Raw genomic sequence first — 26,908 nt, 5'->3', positions numbered from 1 at the left:
GCCTCACACTTATGGTATCGCGACCGTGCGCGAATGGGCACAGTTGCAGCGACCGAGCGCGTCACATTATGAGATGGTCGGGGAGGCACTTGAACCTCGGATACGGGCAGCCGGAGTGAATGCTATCGCGACGCCGGCGGCGACGGCGAGTGCCGTGAACAGATACATCGCAGCCTCGATCCCGGTGTGGGCGGCAACGATGCCGGCAACGAATGATCCGAGGGGCATGACACCCCAGACCGCGAAGCGGAAGATCGCGTTCATGCGCCCGAGCATGTCGGGAGGACAGATTTCCTGGCGCAGGCTCATCTGGGTGACGTTGTAGACGGTGAGGAAGTAGGAGGACGCGACGCCGCTCACGGCAATGATCCACGCGGCCATGCCCGGGGCGTGAATGGAGGCCGGCTGGGCGACAATCACGAGAACGCCGATGATATTGGTGATGACGAGGGTGCGCCCGATTCCCAGGTGGGCGATCCACACTGGCCGGGTGAGCGCCCCGAGGAATCCGCCGATCGCCCCGGCGCTGAGCAACAAGCCGAGCTGCGTGGCGCTCATGCTCAGGGTGCGCAGCACGAGGAGGGGCAGCAGCACCCGGATGCCCGCGCTTGCAAAGGCCCCGGCGGCAATGCAGGAAAAGAGCGGGTAGAGAATGCGTTGGCCGCGCACGAAGGCGAGGCCCTCGCGTATCTGGGCGCCGAGGGTGGCATCGCTGCGCACAGGAGTGGGCTCGGGCGTGCGAATGCGCCAGATCGCCCACGTGGACGCAACGTAGGTGGCGGCGGTCAGCAGGTAGACCAAGGGAGCAGCCACGATGCCGAGGAGCCAGCCGCCCAGCCCCGGACCCCCGGCAAGGCCGACCTGGTACGAGGCCTCGAGGCGCCCGTTGGCCGCGCCGATGTACCGCTTGGAGGCGATCATGGGAACGTAGGACTGGTAGGCCACGTCGAAGAAGACGGTGGATAGGCCGAGGATGGTTGCGACGACCATGAGGTGTACGAGGGTCAGTGACGAGAGGATGTAGGCCAGGGGGATAGACGTCAGGGCCGTGATGCGCGTGAGGTTCGCGGCGATCATGACGCGGCGCTTGCGCCACCGGTCCACCCAGGCGCCGGCGGGCAAGCCGACAAGCAAAAATGCGAGGGTCTGCAGGGCGGAAAGCAGTCCGATCTGGGTTTCGCTGGCGTGCAGGAGGCTGATCGCGATCGCCGAGGTCGCCAGGGCTCCCACCTGGAAGCCGATCTCTGCGGCGGTTTGCCCTGCCCACAGGTGCATGAAGGCGGAATTACGGGTGAGGGGATGGTGCAGCCAGCGCTGCAGGGACCCGTTCACCGCGCATCGCCGAGGCCGTGGCCCCCAGTGTGCTCGAGTGTCGTCAGGCCGGCGGCGCGCAGAGCCCATGCCAGGCCGTCTTCGGAAACGGAGGGAGCGACGATGTCCGCGACGTCTACGAGGGCCTCGCAGTCGTCCCCGATGCTGATGCCGACCGCTGCCGTTGCCACGGCCTCGACGTCGTTGTTGGAGTCGCCGAGCGCGACGGTGTAAGAGAGCGGAATGCCCACGTGCTGGCAGATGGCGCGGATGCCGACTGCTTTCGACAGATGGGCCGGAACGACCTCGAAGGGAACGTAGCCTGCAGCGCCAACGGAGCCGATGATCGCGCGATAGCCGTCCGGTAGCGCTGCTGTCACGCGTTCCATCGAGGCTTTTTCGGGCGGGACATATGCTGTGACCTTGGTGAATGCACCGCCGTCGATGCCCACGATAAAGGGTGTGATCGACTGGGCGTATTCGATCCAGTCCTCAGGGTGTTTGCCGGCCCGGGGAACGAAGAAGTCGAGGTATCCCTCGCTGGGCCCCATCTGGTCGGGGCCCTGCCAGATGTAGAAGGCGTCGAGTTCCTCCCATAGGGTGGTCAAGACATCGACGTGCTCGCGGGGCATGCGCTCGTCCAGGAGAATCGTATTGCCGACGGCCGCGTATCCTCCGGCACCGCCGACGATCCCCTCGAAGCCGACATCCCAAAAGCGGGGGTAGACCTCGGGCGCGGAGCGGCCCGTGCACGCGAAGAGCCGGTGTCCGCCCTCCCTGACCTGCGCCAGGGCCTCAAGCGCGGATTCTGGGATTCGCTGGCGAGAATCGCACAGCGTCCCGTCGATGTCGACAAAGACTGCACGGGGAGATGGGGACTCGTTCTCGACGCGCGCGGGGACCTCGGTGTCAGTCATAGGATCCATCTTATCCCAGGGCGAAACCGGCCTTGCACGTGCAGAATACGCCCCGCAAACGACAAATCATGCGCACGGTCGATTGGAAGGGTACCCCGTGGTCCACACTGGAACCATCGACGATACCCGCGATGGAGCACGAAAGGCAGTTCACGACGATGGAGCACGCAGTACTGACGGACGCCAACGACCTCACCCTCCTGCAGGCCGCGGCGCTTCTCTCGGGTTCGAGCGCCTGGGACTCCCGCCCGATCCCCGCGGCGGGCGTTCCCTCCTTCGTGATGAGCGACGGTCCCCACGGCGTTCGCCGCCAGCTCGGGGACGCCGACCACCTGGGTATCGCGGAGTCGGAGAAGGCAACCTGCTTCCCGACGGCCTCAGCCGTCGCGGCCACGTGGAACCCGGAGCTGGCGCATGAGATGGGTGAGGCGCTGGGGCTGGAAGCGCGAGGCCTCGGTGTCAACGTCCTGCTCGGTCCCGGCCTCAACATCAAGCGTTCGCCCCTGTGTGGGCGTAACTTCGAGTACTTTTCCGAGGACCCGATCCTCGCCGGACGCATGGCCGCTGGCCTCGTCGACGGAATCCAATCCACGGGTACAGCAGCCTGCCCCAAGCACTTCGCTGTCAACTCACAGGAGCTGCGCCGCATGGCCTCGGATTCCATCGTGGACGAGCGCACGATGCGTGAGATCTACCTGACCGGCTTCGAGATCGTCTGTCGAGAGGCCAAGCCGCGGGCGATCATGAGCTCCTACAACCTCGTCAACGGCACCTACGCGCACGAGAACAAGCATCTGCTGACCGACATCCTGCGCACCGAGTGGGGTTTCGACGGCATGGTCATCTCGGACTGGGGCGGTTCGAACAGTGCCGTCGAGGCCGCGCGCGCCGGCGGCAGCCTTGAGATGCCCGCCCCCGGTCTGGCGGGTGCCCGCCAGATTGTCGCGGCCGTCGAGGTCGGGGAATTGGACGCGGCCGACGTCTACGCGCGCGCCCAGGAAGTTCTCACCGTCGCGGCGGCCAGTGCCGGGCTGCCCGCACCCACGCCCTACGATCTCGACGAGCACCATGCTCTCGCCATGCGCATCGCATCAGAAGCGATAACCCTCCTGCGTAACGAGGAGGAGCTCCTGCCCCTGAGCGCCGGCACGAGCGTCGCCCTTATCGGCGATCTCGCCGACATGCCGCGCTTCCAGGGATCGGGTTCCTCCCAGGTCAACCCCACTCGTGTGGAGGCTCCGCGCGAACTGCTTGAAGCCGGGGGAGAGGCAGCTCGAGGCCTCGTTCTCGAGGGATATGCGAGCGGGTACCAGCGCCACGGCGGCACGAGCGATGCTCTCATCGCCGAGGCCGTGGCCATCGCCGAGCGCGCCGACGTAGCGCTTGTTTACGTCGGTCTCGACGAGCTGGCCGAATCCGAAGGCCTGGACCGCCCCCACATGCGCCTGCCCGAGGGCCAGGATCGCCTCATCGAGGCCGTCGCCGCAGCGAATCCGCGCACCGTCGTCGTCCTGACCGGTGGTGCCAGCGTCGAGATGCCGTGGGCCTCGTCCGTGCCCGCGCTCATCAATGGCTACCTCACCGGCCAGGGAGGCGCCGCCGCGATGCTCGACGTCCTCACCGGCGCCGTCAATCCGTCGGGACGCCTGGCCGAAACCTACGCGCTCTCCGACGAGGACCACCCGACCGCCGCATGGTACCCGGCGACCGGACCGCTCGCGTACTACCGCGAAGGCCCGTTCGTCGGCTACCGCTACTTCACGACCGCGGGCATCGACGTTGCCTTCCCCTTCGGCTACGGCCTGTCGTACTCGAGCTTCGAATACTCCGACCTCGCCGTGAACGAGGAGGGGGCTACCCTCACGGTCACCAACACCTCTGCGCGCGACGGTGCCGAGGTCGTCCAGCTCTACGTGAGCGCCCCCGGCGGCGTGTTCGGTCCCGCCCGCGAGCTCAAGGGCTTCGCCAAGGTCGAGGTGGCTGCCGGAGCATCGGTGAGCGTGAGGATTCCCTTCGACCGCTACACATTCCGTCACTGGGAGACCTCGCGCGGTGCGTGGGAGACCGAGGAGGGAACCTGGACGATCCACGTGGGACGTAACGTCTCCGACACGCTGCTGAGCGCCACCCTCGAGGTTGACGGAACCACGCCCTCGCCGATCGACCCTGCCCTCGGTCACTACCTGAGTGCAGACGTTGCGCACGTCACCAACGGTGAGTTCGCCGTCCTGCTGGGACGGACAATCCCGACCGCTCACCCCGCGGACGACCTCGTCGCCTCCGACCCGCTGTCTGAGATGACGCGCGCCAAGACCTGGCTCGCCCGCGTCGCCGGACGGGGGCTCCACGCCCTCAAAGCGAAGGCGGACGCGAAGGGAACCCCGGATCTCAACATCCTCTTCGTCCTCAACATGCCTTTCCGAGCCATCGCGAAGATGAGCAACGGCGCGGCAAGCCCCGACATGGTGGACGCGATCCTCGATGCCGTCAACGGGCACCCCCTGCGAGGACTCACCCGCGCCGCCCTCGGCTATATCTCCAACGCCCGCGCCAACAAGGCCACCCAGCGCGAACTCGACCAGACCCGATGACGCGGCCCCGGCCTCGTTCAACACACTGACGTAAAGGACAACTCATGCAGGCATTCAAGCGCTGGTGGAACGCCTTCGAAGACAAGCACACCACGGCCGCCCAGTTCATCGTCTTCTTCATCCTCTCCAACGGCATCACGGTGCTGCAGCTGGTCCTCATGCCGGCATTTAAGGCGGCATTCGCGCACACGAGCCTCGTTGACACGGGCTTTCAGTTCCTGCCCGTCGGCGTCTCCCACGGACACACGGTGTTTCTCTTCGATTACCCGGCTGGTTCGATGTCGGTGGGAGGGGGCGGTGGCCTCGCATACTTCCTCGCCGTCGAGATCACGCTGCTGATCGCTCAGGTCATCAACTTCTTTGCACAGCGCAACGTCACCTTCAAGTCCAACTCGTCGGTGGGGAAGGCTGCCTTCTGGTACGCGGTCGCCTACGTCGTCATCACGATCGCTGCGGCCGCCCTCCAGGTCCTCTACAAGGACCCGATTTACGCGTGGGCGATCGGTGCGATGGGAGCGGGCGGCGAGACCTTCGCGGACGTCATCACGATGATCATCAACGCCGCGGTCTCCTTCTGGGTGTTCTTCCCCATCTTTAAAGTGATCTTCAAGCAGGAACCCACGCAGGAGGACGCGCAGGTCAGCGCAGCACAGTAGACTACTGGCAGACTTCACGAGAGGAGACTCCATGAGAGCGCCGCTGCTGACGGTGATCGTGCCCGCCTACAACTCCGAGGATTACCTCGATCGGGCGCTGACCACGCTCGTCGGGTACGGCGACGAACTCGAGGCGATCATCGTCAACGATGGTTCAAAGGACCGCACCGCCCAGATCGCCGACGAATGGGCTGCCCGCTACCCGTCCGTGAGAGTCATCCACCAGGAGAACAAGGGACACGGCGGAGCCGTCAATGCCGGCCTCGCCGCCGCCACTGGCACGCACGTGCGCGTCGTCGATTCCGACGACTGGCTGGACCGGCGCGCCACGAACGCCGTCCTCGACGTCCTGCGCGAGGAGCGCGAGGCCGGCCGCGACCTGGACATGCTCGTCACCAACTACGTCTACGACAAGCAGGGAAAGTCGGTCAAGGCCGTCATCCGCTACCGCAACGTCCTGCCGCGCGGCCGTACCTTCGGCTGGGCGGACCTGCGCCGCTGCCGCTACGACCAATACCTCATGATGCACGCCCTGACGATGCGCACCGAGGTCGTGCGCGCCTCCGGCCTGGTCATGCCCGAGCACACGTTCTACGTGGACTACCTGTACTCGTTCGTGCCGCTTCCCTACGTGTCCACGATCCGCTACCTAGACGTAGACCTGTACCACTACTTCATCGGTCGTGACGATCAGTCCGTCAACGAGAAGGTCATGATCACGCGCCTCGATCAGCTGGCCCGGGTCAACGAGGCAATGGCTCGCGCGCTGCCCCCGCGCGCCGAGGTCGAGGACAAGCTGTGGCGCTACATGGTCCACTACCTGCGCATCAACGCCGTCGTTTGCTCCGTCATGGCTCAGCTCTCGGGCACGCCCGAGCACCTGGCGCTCAAGGAGCAGATCTGGGAGAACATGGACCAGATCAATCCCGAGGCCACGGATCGACTGCGCCAGGATCTGCTCGCCGGCCTCGTGCGCCACGCGTCGCCCAAGGTCGTTCGCGGCGGCTACAAGGTCGCGGCGGCGATCCTCGGCTTCAACTAAGAGACGCCGTCAGCGTCCGGTGAGCACGAGCTCCGTCCGGTGGACGGTGAGGCGCTTGCCGATGAGCGGGTATTCCACGTCCTCCTCGCGGCTCTGCCATGCAAAGCCGAGCTTTTCTGAGACCCGGCGTGAGGCGTCGTTTCCGTCGAAGTATTTCAAGATGATCGTCTCGACGCCCAGGTCACGCGCGCGCTCGATGATGGCGTGCCCCGCCTCTGTCGCGTATCCGTTGCCCCAGTAGGGCGCGCCGATCCAGTATCCGATGTCAGCGACGGTTCCCTCGGCAGAGCCTGTGTCAATGCGCAGCGCAATCGACCCCACGATCTCGCCGGTCGATGCGAACGTCACCGCGTAGCTGTCGGGTGCAGCCAGGACGGTGGACAGTGCCGAGTGGGCATCATCGATGCACTCGAAGGGCTTCCATCCGCACAGCATCCCGATACGGGGATCGCGGGCCAGCTCGTAGAGCTCCGGTGCGTCCATATCGTTCCAGGGCCGTAAGCGCAGGCGCGGGGTGTCAATGATCGTCATTCGTCCTCCTGGGCATTCGTGGACGGGAGAAGTACCGTCAGTGTAAACCAGTGGTCTGCCACGTCCGTGACCGCCTGGCCGCCGTACTTGCGGGCCGTCCACTGGATGGATTTAACCCCCCAACCGTGTCGGACGGTGTCGGGCTTGATCGTCGTGAGGCGCCCACCGGCGTCCGTGTTGAGGCGGCCGTCGAACCAGTTGTCGACTCGGATGACCACCATCTGCCCCTGGCGGAACAGTGCCAGTTTGATGAGGCGCTTGGCGGGGTCGTCGACGCGCCGCGAGGCCTCGATCGCGTTATCGAGCGCGTTACCGAAGAGGGTAGCGATGTCCATTGACGACATGGAGCCCAGCAGGGCGCCGTCGGCGACCGCCGTGAAGTTGATGCCGGCTGCAGCGCACGCACGGCCCTTCGTCGTGAGGATGACGTCGAGGACCGGATTGCCGCTGTGGTACTGCTGTCCGATCTGCTCAATCGAGGACTCGAGTTCGGCGAAGGACTCGGCAACGCGTCCCGGGTCTAGCTCCGCACGAATCGCCTCCACCTGATGCTTGAGGTCGTGATGGGCACGCGCCACCTGCTCCATGTCCTGCTTGGCAGCCAAGTACTGGTGGTGCTGGGCATCCAGGGAGGCCTGGATGGAAGCGAGTTCGCGCTCGGTTGCACTCTGCTGGATGCGCTCGAACTGCGCGAACAGGATCGCGTAGCCGGCGAGGTCCACGAGGGTGCGGATATAGAAGACCTCCCAGCCGGACCGTCCGGAGAACGGGGTGGCCGTTGAGATGAAACTCAGGTTGGACAGGGCAAAGATTGAAATGCCGATAAAAACGCCAGAGGCGAGGTCCGCGAAACGGAGAACGGGCAGCGCCCCCTGGCGGTAGACGCGTCGTTCGAAGAAGTAGACGACGGCCAAGCACGTCGCCGCAATCGCGGCAAAACCGCCGAACGATACGGGATGCCAGTAGGGCTTGTCGGCGTGGGAGTAGACCACGACCTGCCAGGCGAGGGATGCTGCGAGCTCTGCCACGATGAAGGCGCGCGCGCTCATATGCGTCACCCATCGCCAGTCCAGCGCGGTTCCCACGCGGATGACACACCACACGAGCGCGTACGCCGTCATCATGCCGGGCACCCACAGGGACAGGGGAGCGCGGCCGAGCAGTTCCTGGGCGCCGGCGAGCACCACGAGGCCACCGACCGCCGCAGCGGCGAGCCGCCAGCGGGGGACAGCAGAGTTCGGGTTCAGGGCATTGGACGACGCCGAGCGCGCGACGACGAAGACATACACAAGAGCGGCGCCCCATTCGGCCAGGGCGGTGAACAGGCGCGGGATGTCAGGCAGGGACTCGAACACGTCAGTGGATCCCGCCCGCGAAGCTCGCCAGAGCCGTCATGAACGCCTTTTTACGAGGCCGGGAAATGCGCAGGTTGTCTCCGCCCGTCATCAGGCACTCCTGGTCGGCGACGCCGCGCACGTGGGCGAGATTGACGAGGTAGCAGGAGTTCGACCGGAAAAAGTCGTGCCCGGTGAGCTGTTCCTCCATGGCCTTTAGCGAGGAGGTAATGGAGTAGGTGCCGGAAACCGTGTGCACGTCGAGGCGGTGCTTGATCGACTCGACGTAGACGATGTCCGCGACGTCGATGCGGTGGGTCGATGTGCCCGACTGCAGGAGGACCGAGGCGCCGCGCCGTTTGGACACGGCCTCAAGGCAGCGTGAGAGTTCCTGCGAGAATGCGAACCAGGGCAGAGGCTTCATGAGGTAGGAGAGAGCCCCCACCTGGTAGCCGTGGATCGCGAACTGCGCGGCTGACGTGATGAACACGAGGACGACCTCCTGATCGACCTCGCGGATTGCGCGCGCCGCGGTCATGCCGTCCACGTGGGTCATCTGGATGTCCATGAGGATGATGTCGTACACCGGCTTGTAGTCACCGATGATGGCTCCGCCGTCCTCGAAGTAGGTGACGTCGAAGGAGACATCGTTTTCCTCGCTGTAGCGCGCGAGGTAGTCGGCGAGGAGCTGGCGTGAGACGGCCTCGTCCTCGACGACGGCGATGCGCACCATGATCCGGCCCTCCCTGACGTACTGACAGATGCGAACAAGGATATGTGAGCGCAGCCCCGCCCTTCGAGCGAGTCCACACCCCGGCCTCGTCGATCACATGCAGACGCACCCGCAGGTGGGGGCCGCTACGATTGTCCTGACTACCGTGAAAGGGGAGTAGCGTGGATCTGCTCGTTGTTGGATCGGGCTTTTTTGGCCTGACGTTTGCCCGCGAGGCTGCGGAGCGATTCGGTATGAACGTGACGGTCATCGAGCGTCGTGACCACATTGGAGGCAACGCCTACTCTTCGATTGACGAGGCCACCGGCGTCGAGGTGCACCGCTACGGCACCCATCTCTTCCACACGTCGAACGAGCGCGTGTGGTCCTACGTTAACCGATTCACGGCATTCAACGACTACCGCCATCGCGTCTACGCCAACTACCAGGGCGTCGTCTACCCGCTGCCCATCAACCTGGGCACGATCAACCAGTTCTTCGGAGCTGCCTACTCGCCGGCGGAGGCGCGCGCGCTCATTGAGCAGCAGGCCGCCGAGATCACGGGCGAACCCGGCAACCTCGAGGAGAAGGCGATTAGCCTGATCGGCCGCCCCCTCTACGACGCATTCATCGCGGGATACACGGCCAAGCAGTGGCAGACGGATCCGCGCGAGCTCGCAGCCTCCATCATCACGCGCCTGCCCGTGCGCTTCACCTACGAGAACCGCTACTTCCAGGACCGCTACGAGGGCCTGCCTCTCAACGGCTACGGCGCGTGGATCGCGAACATGGTCGATCACCCGCGTATCACCGTGCACACGGGCATGGACTTCTTCGATGCTTCCTCGCCGTTCTCGAAGGCCGCGTCCGTCGGCCAGGTCCCGGTTGTCTACACGGGCGCGATCGACCGCTACTTCGACTACGAGGCCGGCGAGCTCGGCTGGCGTACCCTCGACTTCGAGACCGAGGTCGTGGACGTGCCCGACTACCAGGGCTGCTCCGTCATGAACTACTCGGATCGCGACGTGCCCTTCACGCGTATCCACGAGTTCGCGCACCTGCACCCCGAGCGGGATCGAAGCGGTGCGACCAACACGATCATCCAGCGCGAATACTCGCGCTTCGCCCGCCCCGGGGACGAGCCCTACTATCCGATCGCCTCACCGTCGGACCGCTCGACGCTCGCCGCCTACCGTGACATGGTGGCGGGGGAGAAGAACGTGTTATTCGGCGGTCGACTGGGCTCCTACCAGTACCTGGATATGCACATGGCAATCGCATCGGCCCTCACCAAGGTCGATGAGGCCGTGGCCTCCTGGCGCTGACGGGTCTCCTCTTCGCATGGCGTCGATTGTTTGGTCGGTCCTCTCGATCGCCCTCATCATCGGCATCGGTTGGATCGCTCGCCGCGCGGGTGCGCTCGGTCCCGAGGCGGCGGGCTCTCTCGCGTCGGTGACGTACTGGGTGGCGTCCCCGGCCATGCTCTTCCACGCGATCGTCTCAACGGGGACGTCTGGCGTATTCGGGGCCCCGCTCGCCGTGGCAGCCGCCTCGGGTGTAGGCACAGCACTCCTCTTCGTGGCCGTTGCCCGCCTGTTCCTGCGCCTGACGCGGGGCGAGACCACCTTGGGGGCCATGGCCTCGTCCCTCAATAACGGTGCGTATATCGGCATCCCGATCGCGGTCTACGTGCTGGGGGACGCTTCTGCGGTCGTGCCCATCCTGGTGTTTCAGCTCGGTTTTTTCACGCCGATGTTCTTCGTGTTGGCGGATCTGGCCGGATCTGGCCAGCGCCCGTCTGCGCGCGGCATCGTGACGGTTATCGCGCGCAACCCCATGGTCATTGCGGCGGCGTTCGGTTTCCTCTTTTCCGCGGCCGGGTGGTCGATGCCGACGCTCCTCGACGTGTCCACGTCCATGCTGGGGGCGGCCGCGCCCCCGATGATCCTGCTGTCCTTCGGCGCCGCCCTCGTGGACCGGCGCGCGGCCTCCGGCGACGCTGGAGTTCCTGCCATCGCGTGCGCCGTTGTTGCTAAGCTCGCCGTGCAGCCCGCGATCGCGTGCGGCGTTGGGGTGCTCCTTGGGTTAACCGGTCCGGCTCTCATGTCGGTGACGATCATGGCGGCGCTGCCCTCGGCACAGAACGCCTACATCGCGGCGACGCGTGCAGGGGCGGGGGAGCGCATCGCGCAGGGAACGGTCCTCCTGACGACCTTTGCATCGCTGCCTGTCGTCGTTGGAATTGCGGCGATTTTCCATGCGTGTGGGGTTGTTTCCTAACTCGGGTTTGTCGGCATCAGCTCTGCTCTCGGGGTGTCGGATCGGGCCCCGGTCAGCAAAGAACCCGTCAAAAAGAGGCCAAAAACACGTTCTGTATCGTGGACTCTGGGAGACTTCCCGGTGTATCGGCCCTAGTCTGGCTGGGAATTATCCCGTATAGACACGATTGCAAGGAACTCACTTCATGTCATCCTCCGCATCCAAATCCGCGCCTCGCGCGCGTGACTCGTGGAGCGGCCAGACAGGCTTCCTCCTGGCAGCCATCGGCTCGGCCATCGGCCTGGGCAACATCTGGCGTTTCCCCGGCGTCTCCTACTCCAACGGCGGCGGCGCCTTCCTGGTCCCGTACCTGGTTGCCCTGATCTTCGTTGGCATCCCCATGCTGTGGCTCGACTACGCGGTCGGCCACAAGTTCCGCGGTTCACCGCCGTGGGCGCTGCGCAAGATCCTCGGAGGCGGCGAGTTCGTCGGCTGGTTCCAGACCTTCGTCTGCTTCGTCATCATGGTCTACTACGGTGCGGTCCTCGCGTGGGGCGTGCAGTACACGATCTACTCCGTGAACGAGGCCTGGGGCGCCGACCCGACGACCTTCTTCACTGACTCCTTCTTGCAGGTTGTTCCCGGCGACACCTTCTCCTGGGCGCCGGCATGGTCTGTGATGATTCCCCTCGCTCTCGTGTGGGTGCTCGTGCTCTTCGTCATCGGTCGCGGCCTGTCCAAGGGTGTCGAGGCTGCGAACAAGATCTTCCTTCCGCTCCTCGTCATCCTCTTCCTCGCCCTCGTCGTCCGAGCCCTCTTCCTGCCGGGCGCCGTCGAAGGCCTCAACGCCTTCTTCACACCGAACTGGAGCGCGCTGGCCGACCCCAACGTGTGGCTGGCCGCCTTCGCGCAGATCTTCTACTCGCTGTCCGTGGGCTTCGGCATCATGCTGACCTACGCCTCGTACCTCAAGCCCAAGTCGAACCTGACGGGCACCGCTCTGGTTGCCGGCTTTGCGAACTCCTCTTTCGAGATCCTCGCGGGTATCGGCGTCTTCAGCGCCATCGGCTTCATGGCACACCAGGGCGGCGTGAGCGTCTCCGAGGTCGAGGGCCTGACCGGCCCGATCCTCTCCTTCGTGACCTTCCCGAAGATCATCTCGATGATGCCCGGTGGGCCCCTCTTCGGCGTGCTCTTCTTCTCGTCCCTCGTTCTGGCCGGTGTCACCTCTCTGCTCTCCTTGCTTCAGGTCGTCTCCGGTGGCCTGCAGGACAAGTTCGGCTGGTCGCCCGCTCGCTCGGCTCTCGTTCTTGGTGTTCCCGCGACCGCTATTTCGCTGGTGCTCTTCGGCACCCGATCGGGCCTGAACAACCTCGACATCGTCGACAACTTCATCAACTCGGTTGGCGTCGTGTCCTCGGCGATCATGTTCGCCGTCCTGTGCGCGGTTGCCGGCCCCCGCCTTGGGGTGCTCCGTGCACACATCAACTCGGTGTCCAGCGTGAAGGTCCCCAAGCTCTGGGAGCCCCTCGTCGGCATCGTCATTCCGGTCGTCCTCTTCGTCATGATGGCGATGTCGATCGTGCAGATCCTGAAGGATGGCTACGGGGGCTACCCCAGCAGCTACGTGCTGATCTTCGGCTGGGGTTCCGTGGCGGTCGCGGTCATCGCGTCTCTGATTTTCACTCTCATCCCGTGGAAGCACCGCCCGGTGGACACCCACGCGACGGTCGCCCAGATCCTCGCAGACGACGCCGATGACACCGCTTCGATTGAAGGAGGCGCCAAGTGACCGCTCCCGCTATCGCTCTGATGATCCTGACGATCCTGCTCGTGTGGGGTGGCCTCGTCGCGTCCGTCGTGCTGCTTCAGGTTCTGTCGGTGCCCACCGATGAAGAGACTGAGGCCGCGCAGCGCGCTATCGAAGCCGCGGAAGCTGCGAAGCAGTAGGGTGGCATCGTGAAGCTCGTGGCCTTTGATCTCGATGACACCCTGGCGCCCTCGAAGTCGCCGCTGCCGGCCCGCATGGACGTCGCGCTGCGTTCCCTGCTGGACCACGTGGAGGTGTGCATCATCTCCGGCGGTCAGATGGGCCAGTTCCGCACCCAGGTGCTGGACAACCTGCACGCCACGGATGAGGAACTCTCTCGGCTGCACCTGATGCCCACCTGCGGCACGCGCTACTACCGCTATGAAGATGGCGCGTGGGTCGAGCGTTACGCGCACGACCTGGACCCCGAGGTGGCCGCCCGCGCGATCGACTCGCTCGAGCGTCACGCGCGTGAGCTCGGCCTGTGGGAGTCCAACCCGTGGGGCAACATCATCGAGGACCGCGGCTCGCAGATCACCTTCTCCGCCCTGGGGCAGGAGGCTCCGCTCGACGCGAAGCGCGCCTGGGATCCGGACGGCACCAAGAAGGCCGCTCTGCGTGACGCCGTGCAGCCCGACGTGCCCGAGCTCGATGTTCGCGGCGGGGGCTCGACCTCGGTCGACATCACCACCCGTGGCATCGACAAGGCGTTCGGCATGGGCAAGCTCGTCGAAGAGACGGGCATCCCTGCTTCCGAGATGCTCTTCATTGGCGACCGCCTGGATCCGGAAGGCAATGACTACCCCGTCAAGGCCGCCGGCTACGCGACGCGCGCCGTGTCCGGATGGGAAGAATGCGTGGATGTCATCGACGAGATCGTGGCATCCATGAGCTGACCCGTCGCAGTAAACGATGACGAGGCCGGGGCTGGGGAACCAGCTCCGGCCTCGTTGTGTGCGGCTGCGGTGCTTGCGGCCATCGCGCGGCCGCTGTGTCTTGCGCGGGTGCGTTACTGTGCGCCAATGCGCCTGGTCGCCCAGAAGACGACGGCGGATGCGGCTGCAACGTTGAGCGAGTCGACCCCGTGGTCCATGGGGATCTTGACGGTGTAGTCGGAGGCCGCGATGGTGCGCCGCCCCAGGCCGTCGCCTTCGGTACCCATCACCATTGCGAGGCGTGCGTCCGGCCCCTGGAGGGCGGGAAGCGATGCGAAGTCGTCGAGGGAGACCGAGTCATCCGACAGGGCCAGTGAAGCGACGGTGAAGCCCGCCTTCTGGAGGGCAGCAATGTCGCCCGGCCAGGAGTCGAGGCGGGTCCACGGCACCTGGAAGACGGTTCCCATGGAGACGCGTACGGATCGTCGGTAGAGGGGATCTGCGCACTGGGGAGTCACCAGGACGGCGTCCACTCCGAGCGCCGCCGCGCTGCGGAAAGCGGCGCCGACGTTCGTATGGTCGACGAGGTTTTCTAAGACGACGACGCGGCGCGCCGGGGTGCCGCCGTGAGCGGTTGCGAGCAGCTCGTCAAGGCTGGGAAGGATGGGGCGCTGCATGGCGGCCAGGGCGCCGCGATGCAGGTGGAAGCCCGTCATCTGTTCCAGGATGTCCTCGTCGGCCACGAAGACCGGGACGTCCGCGCCGTCGGGAGCGCCGGTGGCGGCCTCGATCAGCTCTGTCAGGGTGGGCAGCCAACGCCTCGACATGAGGAAGGAACGCGGGTGATGCCCCGCGCGGATCGCACGCTCGATGACGTTCGCGGATTCGGCCATGTACAGGCCGCGTTCCGGTTCGATCTTGGAACGAAGCTTGACGTCTTTCAGGCGCGTGTAGTCGTCCAGGCGCGAATCTGCGCTCAGATCCGCGCTGGTGAGTTCGATGATCACGGCGGTCCCTCACGCCCGCTGGAGGGCGCGCGAGACCTCGCCCGGCCAAGACGGGCCCTCGAAGATGAACGCGGAGAACGCTTCGACCAGGTCCGCACCCGCGCTGATCATGCGCAGCGCATCTTCGGGAGAGGAGATGCCGCCGGTACCGATGAGGATCTGCTCGTCGTCGAGGTGACGGGCCGCCAGAGAGACGACCTCGAGCGCGCGAGGCAGAAGCGGAGCGCCGGAGACGCCGCCCTCGCCCAGATCGTGGTTGATCGTCGTGTTCGTGGCGACGACACCCGCCAGGCCGAGCTCCTTCGTCAGCTCGACGACGGCCACGATGTCCTCGTCGGCCAAATCGGGAGCGATCTTGACGAAGAGCGGCATGGTGCGATCGGGAGCACCTGCCTCGCAGCCGCGGCGAGCGGCCTGCAGGATCGGGCGCAGGTGATCGACGGACTGCAGGTCGCGCAGGCCGGGCGTGTTGGGGGAGGAGACGTTGACGACGACAAAGTCCACCCAGTGGGCGAGCGTCTTCGCGCAGTACTCGTAGTCCGCGGGGGCGTCCGCCTCAGACGTCACCTTGTTCTTGCCGATGTTGGCGCCGACGATCGCGGCGCGGCCCGCAGGAGTCGAGCGCAGCTCGCGCAGCTTCTCGGCGGCGGCATCTGCTCCGGCATTGTTGAAGCCCATGCGGTTGCGCAGGCCGCGCTCCTCCATGAGGCGCCACAGGCGCGGTGCGTCGTTGCCGGGCTGGGGACGGGGAGTCACGGTGCCAATCTCGACGAAGGCGTAGCCGAGGGCGCACATGCCGAGCACGGCCTCGGCATCCTTGTCCATGCCGGCTGCCAGACCGAGGCGGGACGGGAGGCGACGCTCACCCAGGGTCAGGGGGACCTCGACGCCTCCGACGACGCGCGTGGGGGAGTGGGCCGGATCCAGATGGCCCAGCGTGGCGCGCATGAGCCCGCGCGTCGGGGCGAATCGTCCGGCCAAGGAAATCGCTCCCAGACCCCAGTGGTGAGCATCCTCCGGGTTGGAACGCGAAATGAAGTGTGTGAAAGCCCAGTTGTACGCGCGTCGGATCATGCTTCCTAGAATAGTTGATCAGTCCCACCATGCCCACCACCACCGCATGGATGATCCGTCTCGAATAAGCACGCGCATCTCATCGGGAGGGATCGCGTCCTCGCCGAGGCCAAGGACCGAGGCGAGGGTGAGCCAGTGCTGGTAGCTCGGATAGCGCTCCTCGTCGATGGGGGATCCGGTGTGAGCAATGATCGCGGACTCGGGGACAAGAACCGTGTCGATGCTGACGCGTTCGTCGCGCCGCGGTGCGCGGATGACGTATCCCTCGAGGGTGAGTCCGTCCACGCGGGAGGCGGCCCGTAGGAGGTCTACGATCCGTGGGGCGTTGTTCTGCCGATCGTTGCGCGCGTCCTTCGGCAGCAAGGATGCGAGCTGACGGGCATCCGCCCCCGACAGGTCAGCGAAGCGTGCGTAGTCGCCCAGGTCCCACCCATCGCACAGGTAGGGAGCTATCAGAGCGGAGATACCTCGATCGTCGAGCCATCGAGGTGGGCCGTACATGCCTTCGGGGCAGGGCTCCTCCTCGTCGAGCAAAATGTCGCAGCCGGCGGGCAGTGTGGTCGTTGTGTGCATGATGCTTCCTTGTCGTTTGCGACGGAGCGCCGATGCTCCGACACGGACAGGATCATGCACGCGAGGACGTGATGGCCAGTGCCACTGCAACCCCTGTGGATACAGGTACGGTCGCCGCAATCCCTGTGGATACAACACGTCGGCCCCGCGTCCATGTGGATGGGGCGGGGCCGACGACAATAAGGACTACTTCGGGAACTGACCGCGGTCGACCTGCGGGCGCGGCGAACGCCAGCGGCGCGGCATGATCATGCGGGAGAAGGTGTAGTAACCGGTGCCCGAGGGAATATCTTCGCGGGGGTGCGCCTCGGTGAAGAGACGCTTGACCTTTCGCCACACGAGGATGACCTCAACGGCAGTGATAATGAAAGAGCCGTACATGAGGGCGGTCGACCCGTACAGGGCGTACACCTGAAGGTGCAGCGGAATCGAGCTCGTGAACATCTGGGTCACCATGAGAAGCACCAACGAGACCATCATGCAGGCGAGGATCCACTCGGAGAAGGAGTGGCGCGCATCCACATAGTCGCGCACGAAACGCCGCGCAGCGCCCTTGTCGCGGGCAGGCAGGTACTTTTCCTCACCGGTGATCATCGCGCGCTGTTCGGCGTCGAAACGCGCGTTGCGGGCGGCGCGGGCGGCGCGCTTGGCCTCCTTGCGGTCCTTGGGGACCAGGGGGCGGATGCGGGCGGCCTCGGCTGCCTTACGCTTCGGCGTGGGGCGGCCTTTCTTGCCGTCGGGCGTCGTGGAGACGGGCTCGACATTCATCGAGGTCTCGTCGTTGTTGTTCTTGCTTCGTCCAAACACGCTTCAAGGCTAGCGGATAGCCCGCCCGCCTCGCACTCCCATGGTCTACCCTGGTCGTATGGCTGATACTTCACATGCACTGTCCACGTCCGTTTTGAAGGAGCGCCTGGAGGCTGCCTTCCCGTCCCTGCTGGAGGAGCTCACGCAGCTCGTCGCGATCCCGTCGGTGTCGTCGGATCCCGCGCATGCGGCCGACGTGGAGCGCAGCGCTGAGCACATCCGTGAGCGTTTCGCCGCCCTCGGCTTGGAGGCCAAGGTGCTGCGTGAGACTGCGGAAGATGGCACCGAGGGCAAGCCCGCCCTCGTCGCTCACACGCCTCATATTGAGGGCGCGCCGACGGTTCTGCTGTACGCACACCACGACGTGCAGCCTGTGGGCGAGCTCGACCGCTGGAGCATGGATCCCTACAAGGCCGAGGTCCGCGGCGACCGCATCTACGGCCGTGGCTCGTCCGACGACGGCGCGGGCATCACGGTGCACCTGGGTTCGCTGTCGATCCTGGGCCAGGACCTGCCCGTCAACGTCGTCGTGTTCATTGAGGGCGAGGAAGAGATTGGTTCCCCGTCGTTCACGGCGTTCCTCGACGCCCACAAGGATGAGCTTGCCGCCGACGTTATCGTCGTGACGGACTCGTCGAACTGGAAGGTGGGTGAGCCCGCCGTCACCTCGACGCTGCGCGGCAATGCGATTGTGACCGTCGACGTGACCGTCGCCGACCACGCGGTGCACTCGGGCGCGTTCGGCGGCCCGCTGCTCGACTCCGTCGCGATTTCCTCGATGCTCATCGCCTCGCTCTTCGATGAAAAGGGTGACGTCGCGGTTCCTGGCCTGGGCGGCTCGGATCACGCGGACGTTGATTGGCCGGAAGAGGAGCTGCGTGCCGCGGCCGGTATGGTCGAGGGCCTTCAGCTGGCGGGCTCGGGCGACATCGCCGCCCGCATGTGGACCAAGCCTTCGATCTCGGTCATCGGTTTCGACGCTCGTCCGGTCTCCAACGCCTCGAACACGATTGCCCCGCACACGCGCTTCCGCCTGTCGATGCGTACGGTGCCGGGCGTGGATCCCGCCGAGGCCCAGGCCAAGCTCGTGGACTACCTGCTCTCCCATGCCCCCTTCGGTGCGCGCGTCGAGGTTACGGCCGAGGACGCTGGTGCCGGCTACCAGGCCGACATGGATTCCCCCGTGACGAAGGCTCTGCACGAGTCTCTTACCGAGGCCTGGGGTGTTCCCTCGGTCAACATCGGTGTGGGCGGCTCGATCCCGTTCATCTCGGACTTCCAGCGCATCTTCCCGAACGCTCAGGTCGTTGTCACCGGTGTTGAAGACCCGATGACGAACGCCCACTCCGAGGACGAGTCGCAGTCGATTTCGGATCTCAAGGCCGCGATTCTCGCTGAGGCTCTGCTGCTGACGCGCGTGGCGTCCCTGTGAGTCGTGTCGTTATCGCCGGTCGGTGGGACGGGGGAGTTCCCGCCCTGTCGACCGATGAGGCACTCGACGCCATCCGCCGGGGCGTCCTCGCTGGCGCATCGGACACGGCGGTGGTGACGGTTCCGTTCGGAACCGGTTCGACCTTCGACGAGGCCGTGGCCGCGTTGGACTCCCAGGCCTCGTTCGTGCGCGTGCCCACCGACGCCTCGTCGTCGTGCGAGGCGGGTGAGCGCGTGGCCGATTCACTTCGCAACGGTTCCGCCGTGATTGTCGAGGGCGGGCATAATTCCTCTCCCGATTGCGGTGTGGGCTTCCTTGAAGGCCTCCTGGGTGCCCCTGGCATCGACCCACGGCAACCGGAGGCGCTCGCCGATGCCCTGACGCGTGCGCAGGCTCTCGTGAGCGATGCCGAAGTGGATCTCGTGTGCGCGGCGTCGACCGCACGCCCACTCCTGGGGCTTGACTCGGTCCTCGCCGTCGCGCCGGATCTGGAGCCAATCGAGGCTCAGGATACCGCTCTCACCGCCGCTCTCACGCAGGCGTTTGCCCATCGCCCGCTTGGTCGTCACCAGCTCCTGGACGGAGTGGACGTACACGCGGCGCGCCAGCGTGGTTCCGGCGCCGGAGGCGGTGTCGGAGCCGTCATCGCGGCCATCGGTGGACGCATCGTCACCACGGGTGATCTACTGTCGCAGCTACTGGGCCTGGAAACAGCTCTTGACGGCGTCGACCTCGTGATCGTCGCCGAGCCTGAACTGGCCTCGCCGGTGCTCGCCGAGTCGACCCTCGACTGCATCACCCGGGCGGCTGCGACGCACGCGCTGCCGGTTGTCGCCATCACCCACAGGTCCAGCCTGTCGCACTTTGAGAAGGCCGAATGGGGGCTGCACGGTGTCTTTGAGACGGAGGGAGCCGTCACGCTCGAAGACGCTGGACGCCGCGTCGCCCGTACCTGGTTACGCTAAGCGCGCACTCCACCCGTGGCGCAGGGCGCCTTCGGGGGAGTAGTGTGTCAAGCGAATACATCTATTCGTCACGAAAAGGAGCATCATGTCCGAGTCCGCAATTCAGGCTCCCACCCACGAGGTCATCCTCACCGACGTCGCCGCTGCGAAGGTCAAGAGCCTCCTCGAGCAGGAGGGTCGCGATGACCTGCGCCTGCGCATTGCCGTTCAGCCGGGCGGCTGCTCCGGCCTTATCTACCAGCTGTACTTCGACGATCGCACGCTCGACGGCGACGCGATTCGTTCCTTCGACGGCGTTGAGGTCGTCGTCGATCGCATGAGCGTGCCCTACCTGAGCGGCGCAACGATCGACTTCGCCGACACCATCGAGCGTCAGGGCTTCACGATCGATAACCCGAACGCCCAGAACACCTGCGCCTGCGGCGAATCCTTCCACTGAGCCGAAAGAACACCATTCCATGATGTCCTCTCTGCGCCGTTTCGGCGCCCTCGCTGGCGCCGCCGCGCTCGTCTTCGGACTCGCGGCTTGCTCCGACGCTTCGTCGTCTTCGTCTCCCGCTCCCGCGGAGATCGACTACTCCGCCTGTTCGACGGACGACTCCGCTGACCAGAATGCGAACGTCGACCGCAGCGGCACGGGCAACTTCCCGTCGATCTCGGGCGAGGAGACTCCCGTCATTGCCGCTGGTAGCGGCTCAGAGCCGACCTCGAAGGTGCTCGTCAAGACCCTCAAGCAGGGCGATGGCGCGCTCGTGTGCCCGGGTGCGACGATCAAGGCGAACTACGTCGGTGCCCTGTGGAACGGCACGGTCTTCGATTCGTCGTTCGAGCGTGGCGATGCTATCGAGTTCTCCCTCAACCAGGTGGTGAAGGGTTGGACCTACGGCCTCGCGCACACGCATGTGGGTGACCGCGTCGAGCTGGTGATTCCGGCGTCGCTCGGCTACGGCGGCCAGGCCCGCGGCAATATTCCCGCGAACTCGACTCTCGTGTTTGTCGTGGACATTGTGGGTGTGGCGACTGACAACCTTGCCGATGATGCAGTCCTGAGCAGTGGCGTGGCAACGGGCGAGGAACTGCCCGCCGGCATCACGGTCACTGGGGAGCCCGGCGTCGAGCCGACCCTGACGATCGACGAGAGCGTCGCGGCCCCCACCGAGCAGAAGATCTACACGATCTACAAGGGTTCGGGCGAGGCGCTCACGGACGACCAGACCGTGCTCTACAAGCAGGTGGTCGGCGGTTTCGGTGCCAGCGGTCAGACGCAGTCTTCGTGGAGCCAGGCTCCCAATAAGGCTCCCGTGCATGATGCCGAGCTCACGGGTGTGACCATCGGTTCTCGCCTCCTCATCGTGGCACCGATTCCGGGCGCGGAAGCGCAGTCCGGTCAGGAAGCGACACCCAATCGTGCCACCGTCTTCGTCGTCGACATCGTGGGTACGTCCTCGATGCAGTGATCTCGCGCCGACTTAGGTAAACGTCAGCGGGCGGCTCCCAGTGTGGGAGCCGCCCGCTACCCGTTAGAATGGACTCATCGCGTCGATTTGGCCGACATATGCAAGGAGAGCTTCCATGAGTGAAGAAACCGTTCGAATCCTGGTTTTCAGCGACGACAAGGATAAGCGAAGTGCCGTCATCAACGGCGTTGGGCTGCGTGCGTCCAAGGACACGCCTCGCATCGAATGGGTCGAGGCCGCCACGGGCTTCGGCGTTCGCGATGCTTTCGATCAGCAGGACTTTGCGATGCTGATCCTCGACGCTGAGTCGAAGAAGGAGGGTGGCATGTCGATCGCCCAGGATCTGCGCGAGACCCGTGACGGTGTTCCCCCGATCGTTTTCCTGACCGCCCGCCCCCAGGACGAGTGGCTGGCGACGTGGGCCGGAGCAGCCGCCGTCGTGGCCGATCCGATCGACCCGATCATTCTTCAGGAGACCGTCGCCGACGTGCTGCGTGGAGCCAAGTGATGGCCACGCAGGAGTGGGGGCCGATCATCGGTGCCCTGACCGCGGGCGAGAGCCTTGACTACGGCCAGTCGTACTGGCTGATGGACCAGGTGATGAGCGGCGAACTCGGCGAGGCACGTCTCGCGTCCTTCCTGACCGCGATGGCTATCAAGGGCGCCACGGTCGATGAGATCCACGGTCTGGCCGACGGCATGCAGGATCACGCGGCACACGTCGAGCTGCCCAGCCGCGCGCTCGACATCGTGGGCACGGGCGGCGACGGATACAAGACCGTCAACATCTCAACAATGTCCGCCATCGTGCTCGCCGCGATGGGGATTCCGCTGGTCAAGCACGGCAACCGCGCCTCCACCTCGAAGTCGGGTTCCGCGGACGTCATCGAGGCTCTCGGCGTTAACCTCGACCTCGACGCCGACGCGCTGCGCCGCGTCTTCGACGAGGTTGGCATCGCATTCCTGTTTGCGAACAAGATGCACCCCTCGATGCGCTTCGCGGCCCCCGTGCGCCGCGCCCTCGGCTTCCCCACGGCGTTTAACGTCCTGGGGCCGCTGACGAACCCGGCACGCGTCCAGGCGTGTGCGATTGGTGCCTCGCGCGAGGAGAACGCGCGTCTCATGGCGGGCGTGTACGCGTCGCGCGGGCTGAGCGCGCTCGTATTCCGTGGCGCGAACACCGGCCTCGACGAGCTGACGACGACCGATGCGAATCAGGTGTGGCTGGTGTCGGGTGGAGCGGTTGTAGAAACCGAGTTCGATGCGCGCGAATCCCTGGGCATGGCCTCCTCCTCGATTGAGGACCTCGCGGGTGGCGAGGCGTCCGAGAACGCTGCGGTTGCTCGCGACGTGTTGTCGGGTGGTGGGGCGGACGCGGTTCGCGACGCTGTCGCCCTCAACGTCGGCGCCGGCATCCTGGCCTGGGAAGGCCTGGACAACCCCGTGACGCGGGCCGACTTCGAGCCCCGCATGCGCGGCGCCGTCGAGCGCGCCCTTGCGGCGCTGGCCGATGGTTCGGGCGCCCGACTCGTTGAGCGTTGGGTGGCTGCCTCGAACGGATGACACCCTCGCGCGCTAGGCGCGCGGAGACAGACGCTGATGGGCGGTTGCGTGGGCCAAGAGCTCGCGCAGCCGCCCGTCGCGTAGTGGGCTGTCGGCAGACTGGGACCAGGGCAGCGGCCCGTTCCATTCGACGAGGCGCGTTCCCTCTCGGCTCAGCTCGGAGCACAGGAGTGAAGTCTCCGCCCACGAGGCGACTGAGGCGGCCATCCCGCCGGTCTCGATGGGGTCCGTCGAGGTGAGGACATCGATCCACGGGGACGCATCAGAGCGCGGGGGCACCACGACCGAACTGAGGAGGCGCCCGTGCGAGGCCACGTGCAGAATCCAGCCCGCCTCGCCGCCGTCACGGCGCGTCCCCCAGACAATACGCGTGGCAGCCAAGATCGGTCGCATCGTCGAACGCTCGACTCCTGCCATGTAAGCGGCAAGCTCGTCGCGCACGCTCGCGGCGGCTTCGAACAGGCCCTGGGTGGAGAGTTTTTCCATGAGGGCGGTGAGCGCGTGGGGCACCGTGAGCGAGGATGCGGCCACGGCCTCGTTAAGTATCGCGTGTGCGCTGTCGGAATCGGACTGAGCCACCACCCGTTCGATTGCCCCGGAAGCTCGCAAGGCATGCGCACGCGTGCCGAAAGGGCCGAGGGCGCGGGGTAGGTCGTCAAGCGTGACGGACGAAACGACGCGGGGGCGGCCGGCCTCGGCGATGACCCAGTGCTGGGATCCCTGGCGCCTCGACGCGGAGTTGTAAGGCGGCGCAAGAGCCTTGATGTCGCGCAGCTCCCGGATCCGCGCCTCGAGAATCGACGCGGTCGGATAGGGGCGCACCCCCGCGGCCAGGGACACCATGCGTTGAACCTTCGGCCGCTTCTCGCCCTTCGTGTAGTAGCTGCCCACGCGCGAGCGCAGCGACGAGGCCGATCCCACGTAAAGAGTGTCTCCTGCGGTGTCGATGAAGTGATAGACACCGGGGGAAGCGGGCAGGTCAGCCACGAAGTCAGGCGTCGTCGGGCGCCTGGCCGGAGCCTGGTCCGTCAGGGCGATGAGGTCCTCGACATCGGTTGCCCCCGCCCCTGCGAGCAGGTCAATGAAGCCAAGAAGGATCTCAGCTGTCGCGCGAGCGTCTCCGAGCGCCCGGTGTTCGGGAACGGTGGCGGTACCAAAGTAGGAAGCGACCGTGCCCAGTTTGTGGTTGCGCACGAGCGGGCGTGGCAGGGCGAGCCGAGCGAGTGCCAACGTATCGACGACGCGCACGCGCGGCCATGGGCGTGAGCACGCACGGGCCGCACGGCGCAGGAACCCCACGTCAAAGGAGGCGTTATGCGCGACGAGGACGGGGGAGTCCTCCGTTCCAAGGCCTGACCACTCCATGAAGCGCTCGAGGACGGCCGCGATCGGGTCCACGTCTGCGACCATCGCGGGCGTGATGCCCGTCAGCGACGTGATGAACGGCGGGATAGGACGCGAGGGCTTGACGAGGGAAGAAAACTCGTCCACGACCGCTCCGTCGCGGACGAGCACCGCGCCGATCTCCGTAATTTCGGCACCCGCGCCCAGGCCTGTCGTCTCGAGGTCGACGACGACCCAGTGCCCGCCCGAGGCCGGCGTCCCGACGGCGTCAAGGCTGGGTTGAAGTTCCACCGAAGAGGCCCTCGACAGGGCCGCAGACACCACTGATCGAGCGAAAGGACGAGCCGATTCGCCGGGCGCTATGGTTTCCCCACAATCGCGCACGGGAGTTCGTTTCGTCATACAGTTGATACTAATTCGTTCGCGCGCTCGCGCGCCCGTCGAGACTTCAGGAGTGACAGTGGCGTTCTATCAGGCTCTCAAGGCGACCGGCAGCCCCATTCTGAAGGCCGCCTATCACCCGTGGATCCGCGGCAAGGAAAACATTCCTGCCGAGGGACCCGCTATCCTCGCGTCCAACCACAACGCCGTGTGGGACTCCGTCTTCCTGCCGATGATGCTCGACCGCGAGGTCGTCTTCATGGGGAAGGCCGACTACTTTACGGGCACCGGTCTCAAGGGGTGGATGACAAAGGAATTCATGCGCGCCGTCGGAACCATCCCTGTGGACCGCACCGGAGGTCGCGCATCCGAGGCCGCACTCAACGCCGGTCTTAAGCGCCTGCGCGACGGTGAGCTCTTCGGCATCTACCCCGAGGGCACCCGCAGTCCCGACGGACGCCTCTACCGCGGCAAGACCGGCGTTGCCCGCCTCGCTCTGCTGTCCGGCGCCCCCGTTATTCCCGTTGCCATGATCGGAACCCATGCGGCGCAGCCTATTGGCCAGAAGATCCCCTCGCGCACGAACATCGGCATGGTGATCGGCGAGCCCCTGGACTTCTCGCGCTACCGCGGCCTCGACAAGGACCGCTACGTGCTGCGGGCCATCACCGACGAGATCATGTACAACCTGATGCTCCTGTCCGGCCAGGAATACGTCGATCTGTACGCCGCCGACGTGAAGGCGCAGCTCGCCGCAGAGGGCGCCTTCGAGGGGCCCGTGCCCTCCAACGGTCGTCCCGCGCCCGGTGGGCGCACCGCCCCCGAGGTGCCCGTTCCGACCGCTCCCGAGGAAGAGAGCAGTGACGGCGAGAAGGACTCGGACAAGGAGTAACAGGGCCGGGCCGTCACCGATGGTTGGTGCTTGCAATCGCGTTCCGTGGGACGGGCGTCCTTGGCGAAACGTGATGTGAGCCGGGTAGAATGAACCGTGCCCTGCGCACGCGCGCGGGCCCGTACCTAACCAACCTGAGAAAGGTGACATTCATGTCGGTCCGTCGTGTTGCCCTGCTGACCGCAGGTGGCTTCGCCCCGTGCCTGTCCTCCGCCGTCGGCGGACTCATTGAGCGCTACAACGAAATCGATCCCACCGTTGAGATCATCGCCTACCAGAACGGCTACCACGGCCTGCTCACCGGCAACTACGTGCTGGTGGACGAGGAAGCGCGCAAGCACGCCGCCGTCCTGCACCGTTTCGGCGGCTCCCCGATCGGTAACTCCCGCGTCAAGCTGACGAACAAGAAGAACCTGGTCGAGCGTGGCCTCGTGTCCGAGGATGAGGATCCGCTGCAGAAGGCCGCCGAGCAGCTGCGCGCCGACGGCGTCGACGTCCTGCACACCATCGGTGGCGATGACACCAACACGACGGCCGCCGATCTGGCCGCCTACCTGGAGGAGCACGACTACCACCTGACCGTCGTGGGCCTGCCCAAGACGATCGACAACGACGTTGTGCCGATCCGCCAGTCGCTGGGTGCCTGGACCGCCGCTGAAGAGGTCTCCGAGTACTCCCAGAACGTCATCGGCGAGCATCGCTCTAACCCGCGCATGCTCATCATCCACGAGATCATGGGCCGCCACTGCGGTTGGCTGACCGCCGCCGGTTCGAAGTGCTACCACGACTGGCTGAAGACCCAGGAGTGGGTGCCCTCCATCGGCCTGTCCCAGGAGCGTTGGGACATCCACGCCATCTTCCTGCCCGAGATGAAGATCGACCTGGACGCCGAGGCTGCGCGCCTCAAGGCCATCATGGACGAGCAGGGCAACGTCAACATCTTCCTGTCCGAGGGCGCCGGCGTGCCTGAGATCATCGCGGAGATCGAGGCTGCCGGTGGCGAGGTCCAGCGTGACCCCTTCGGCCACGTCAAGCTCGACACGATCAACCCCGGCCAGTGGTTCGCCAAGCAGTTCGCCGAGAAGATCGACGCCGAGAAGGTCATGGTTCAGAAGTCGGGCTACTTCTCGCGTTCCTCGCGCGCCAACGCCGACGACCTGCGCCTCATCAAGTCCATGACCGACCTCGCCGTCGAGTGCGCCTTCAAGGGCGAGTCCGGCGTTATCGGCCACGACGAGGAAGACGGCGATCGCCTGAAGGCTATCCCGTTCCCGCGCATCGCGGGCGGTAAGCCCTTCGACATCTCCCAGCCGTGGTTCCTCGAGATGATGGCCGAGATCGGCCAGAGTGTCGAGCCTGCCGGCGAGTGAGTCGC

Annotated in this window: 26 protein-coding genes; 16 read left to right on the top strand and 10 right to left on the bottom strand. The window is 65.7% G+C overall.

The features are described from left to right. Positions 1-66: 66 nt before the first annotated feature. Positions 67-1,332 (bottom strand): MFS transporter, encoded by a 1,266-nt coding sequence (locus tag CYJ22_RS04515; protein ID WP_243390453.1) that lies wholly within the window; start codon positions 1,330-1,332, stop codon positions 67-69. Beyond that, positions 1,329-2,228 carry an HAD hydrolase family protein gene (locus CYJ22_RS04510; protein ID WP_101601437.1) on the bottom strand — a complete coding sequence of 300 codons (900 nt, stop codon included), beginning with the start codon at positions 2,226-2,228 and terminating at the stop codon, positions 1,329-1,331. The genes CYJ22_RS04515 and CYJ22_RS04510 overlap by 4 nt, the downstream gene beginning before the upstream one ends. Positions 2,229-2,359: 131 nt before the next feature. Between CYJ22_RS04510 and CYJ22_RS04505 the strand changes: the two genes are divergently transcribed. Genes CYJ22_RS04505 through CYJ22_RS04495 form a run of 3 tightly spaced genes read left to right on the top strand, consistent with a single transcriptional unit; the run spans position 2,360 to position 6,517 of the window. Beyond that, complete coding sequence (locus CYJ22_RS04505; RefSeq protein ID WP_101601434.1) at positions 2,360-4,819, top strand: glycoside hydrolase family 3 protein; 2,460 nt, start codon at positions 2,360-2,362, stop codon at positions 4,817-4,819. A 44-nt stretch (positions 4,820-4,863) separates the two neighbouring features. Further along, positions 4,864-5,475, top strand: a complete 612-nt coding sequence (locus CYJ22_RS04500) for a hypothetical protein (protein ID WP_101601431.1) — start codon at positions 4,864-4,866, stop codon at positions 5,473-5,475. A 31-nt stretch (positions 5,476-5,506) separates the two neighbouring features. Further along, positions 5,507-6,517: a glycosyltransferase family 2 protein gene (locus CYJ22_RS04495; protein ID WP_101601428.1), complete on the top strand. Its 1,011-nt coding sequence runs from the start codon at positions 5,507-5,509 to the stop codon at positions 6,515-6,517. A gap of 9 nt (positions 6,518-6,526) precedes the next feature. Here CYJ22_RS04495 and CYJ22_RS04490 read toward each other — a convergent pair whose 3' ends face one another. Genes CYJ22_RS04490 through CYJ22_RS04480 form a run of 3 tightly spaced genes read right to left on the bottom strand, consistent with a single transcriptional unit; the run spans position 6,527 to position 9,115 of the window. Continuing rightward, the gene (locus CYJ22_RS04490) at positions 6,527-7,048 is read right to left on the bottom strand and encodes a GNAT family N-acetyltransferase (protein WP_101601426.1); all 522 of its coding nucleotides are present in this window, start codon (positions 7,046-7,048) and stop codon (positions 6,527-6,529) included. Beyond that, on the bottom strand, positions 7,045-8,403 hold the full coding sequence (locus CYJ22_RS04485; protein WP_101601423.1) for a sensor histidine kinase: 1,359 nt from the start codon (positions 8,401-8,403) through the stop codon (positions 7,045-7,047). The genes CYJ22_RS04490 and CYJ22_RS04485 overlap by 4 nt, the downstream gene beginning before the upstream one ends. 1 nt (position 8,404) lies before the next feature. After that, positions 8,405-9,115, bottom strand: a complete 711-nt coding sequence (locus tag CYJ22_RS04480) for a LytR/AlgR family response regulator transcription factor (protein ID WP_101601421.1) — start codon at positions 9,113-9,115, stop codon at positions 8,405-8,407. 161 nt (positions 9,116-9,276) lie between these two features. Between CYJ22_RS04480 and glf the strand changes: the two genes are divergently transcribed. From glf to CYJ22_RS04455, 5 genes are all read left to right on the top strand, one after another. Further along, a complete protein-coding gene (gene glf / locus CYJ22_RS04475; protein WP_101601418.1) occupies positions 9,277-10,419 on the top strand; it encodes a UDP-galactopyranose mutase in 1,143 nt (380 codons plus the stop codon). Positions 10,420-10,435: 16 nt separating this feature from the next. Further along, positions 10,436-11,374, top strand: coding sequence for an AEC family transporter (locus tag CYJ22_RS04470; RefSeq protein WP_101601415.1), 939 nt, complete (start codon positions 10,436-10,438; stop codon positions 11,372-11,374). A gap of 184 nt (positions 11,375-11,558) precedes the next feature. Next, a complete protein-coding gene (locus tag CYJ22_RS04465) occupies positions 11,559-13,145 on the top strand; it encodes a sodium-dependent transporter (RefSeq protein WP_101601413.1) in 1,587 nt (528 codons plus the stop codon). Further along, positions 13,142-13,303 carry a methionine/alanine import family NSS transporter small subunit gene (locus tag CYJ22_RS04460; protein ID WP_007589176.1) on the top strand — a complete coding sequence of 54 codons (162 nt, stop codon included), beginning with the start codon at positions 13,142-13,144 and terminating at the stop codon, positions 13,301-13,303. Before CYJ22_RS04465 ends, CYJ22_RS04460 begins: the two co-directional genes overlap by 4 nt. 9 nt (positions 13,304-13,312) lie before the next feature. Then, a complete protein-coding gene (locus CYJ22_RS04455) occupies positions 13,313-14,059 on the top strand; it encodes an HAD-IIB family hydrolase (protein ID WP_101601410.1) in 747 nt (248 codons plus the stop codon). A 113-nt stretch (positions 14,060-14,172) separates the two neighbouring features. On the opposite strand, the gene CYJ22_RS04450 is transcribed toward CYJ22_RS04455, so the two are convergent. The 4 genes from CYJ22_RS04450 to CYJ22_RS04435 all read right to left on the bottom strand — a co-directional run bounded on the left by CYJ22_RS04450 (position 14,173) and on the right by CYJ22_RS04435 (position 17,460). Further along, positions 14,173-15,045, bottom strand: coding sequence for a TrmH family RNA methyltransferase (locus CYJ22_RS04450; RefSeq protein ID WP_101601408.1), 873 nt, complete (start codon positions 15,043-15,045; stop codon positions 14,173-14,175). 9 nt (positions 15,046-15,054) lie between these two features. After that, the gene (locus tag CYJ22_RS04445) at positions 15,055-16,119 is read right to left on the bottom strand and encodes a quinone-dependent dihydroorotate dehydrogenase (protein ID WP_101601406.1); all 1,065 of its coding nucleotides are present in this window, start codon (positions 16,117-16,119) and stop codon (positions 15,055-15,057) included. Positions 16,120-16,137: 18 nt separating this feature from the next. Next, a complete protein-coding gene (locus tag CYJ22_RS04440) occupies positions 16,138-16,692 on the bottom strand; it encodes a hypothetical protein (RefSeq protein WP_101601403.1) in 555 nt (184 codons plus the stop codon). Between the two features lie 186 nt (positions 16,693-16,878). Further along, positions 16,879-17,460: a DUF3043 domain-containing protein gene (locus CYJ22_RS04435; RefSeq protein WP_101601557.1), complete on the bottom strand. Its 582-nt coding sequence runs from the start codon at positions 17,458-17,460 to the stop codon at positions 16,879-16,881. A 97-nt stretch (positions 17,461-17,557) separates the two neighbouring features. Here CYJ22_RS04435 and CYJ22_RS04430 point away from each other — a divergent pair, with 97 nt between their 5' ends. The 6 genes from CYJ22_RS04430 (at position 17,558) to trpD (ending at position 22,916) form a co-directional block, all read left to right on the top strand. Then, entirely contained in the window at positions 17,558-18,931 is a 1,374-nt protein-coding gene (locus CYJ22_RS04430; RefSeq protein ID WP_007589187.1) for a M20/M25/M40 family metallo-hydrolase, read from the top strand. Next, positions 18,928-19,896, top strand: a complete 969-nt coding sequence (locus CYJ22_RS04425; RefSeq protein ID WP_101601401.1) for a glycerate kinase — start codon at positions 18,928-18,930, stop codon at positions 19,894-19,896. Before CYJ22_RS04430 ends, CYJ22_RS04425 begins: the two co-directional genes overlap by 4 nt. Before the next feature lie 85 nt (positions 19,897-19,981). Beyond that, a complete protein-coding gene (gene erpA / locus CYJ22_RS04420; protein WP_003795276.1) occupies positions 19,982-20,335 on the top strand; it encodes an iron-sulfur cluster insertion protein ErpA in 354 nt (117 codons plus the stop codon). A gap of 19 nt (positions 20,336-20,354) precedes the next feature. Further along, positions 20,355-21,353, top strand: coding sequence for an FKBP-type peptidyl-prolyl cis-trans isomerase (locus CYJ22_RS04415; protein WP_101601399.1), 999 nt, complete (start codon positions 20,355-20,357; stop codon positions 21,351-21,353). Between the two features lie 115 nt (positions 21,354-21,468). Then, entirely contained in the window at positions 21,469-21,861 is a 393-nt protein-coding gene (locus CYJ22_RS04410) for a response regulator transcription factor (protein WP_007588709.1), read from the top strand. Beyond that, positions 21,861-22,916 (top strand): anthranilate phosphoribosyltransferase, encoded by a 1,056-nt coding sequence (gene trpD / locus CYJ22_RS04405; protein WP_007588782.1) that lies wholly within the window; start codon positions 21,861-21,863, stop codon positions 22,914-22,916. The genes CYJ22_RS04410 and trpD overlap by 1 nt, the downstream gene beginning before the upstream one ends. Before the next feature lie 12 nt (positions 22,917-22,928). On the opposite strand, the gene CYJ22_RS04400 is transcribed toward trpD, so the two are convergent. Beyond that, positions 22,929-24,662, bottom strand: coding sequence for an exonuclease domain-containing protein (locus CYJ22_RS04400; protein WP_243390452.1), 1,734 nt, complete (start codon positions 24,660-24,662; stop codon positions 22,929-22,931). 58 nt (positions 24,663-24,720) lie between these two features. Here CYJ22_RS04400 and CYJ22_RS04395 point away from each other — a divergent pair, with 58 nt between their 5' ends. Beyond that, positions 24,721-25,533 carry a lysophospholipid acyltransferase family protein gene (locus tag CYJ22_RS04395; RefSeq protein ID WP_007588781.1) on the top strand — a complete coding sequence of 271 codons (813 nt, stop codon included), beginning with the start codon at positions 24,721-24,723 and terminating at the stop codon, positions 25,531-25,533. 152 nt (positions 25,534-25,685) lie between these two features. Next, positions 25,686-26,903 carry a pyrophosphate--fructose-6-phosphate 1-phosphotransferase gene (locus tag CYJ22_RS04390; protein WP_007588760.1) on the top strand — a complete coding sequence of 406 codons (1,218 nt, stop codon included), beginning with the start codon at positions 25,686-25,688 and terminating at the stop codon, positions 26,901-26,903. Positions 26,904-26,908: the final 5 nt, after the last annotated feature.

The organism is Schaalia odontolytica (genome assembly GCF_002847525.1).
GTDB lineage: Bacteria > Actinomycetota > Actinomycetes > Actinomycetales > Actinomycetaceae > Pauljensenia > Pauljensenia odontolytica_B.
This window is presented reverse-complemented; position numbering and strand designations above follow the sequence as displayed.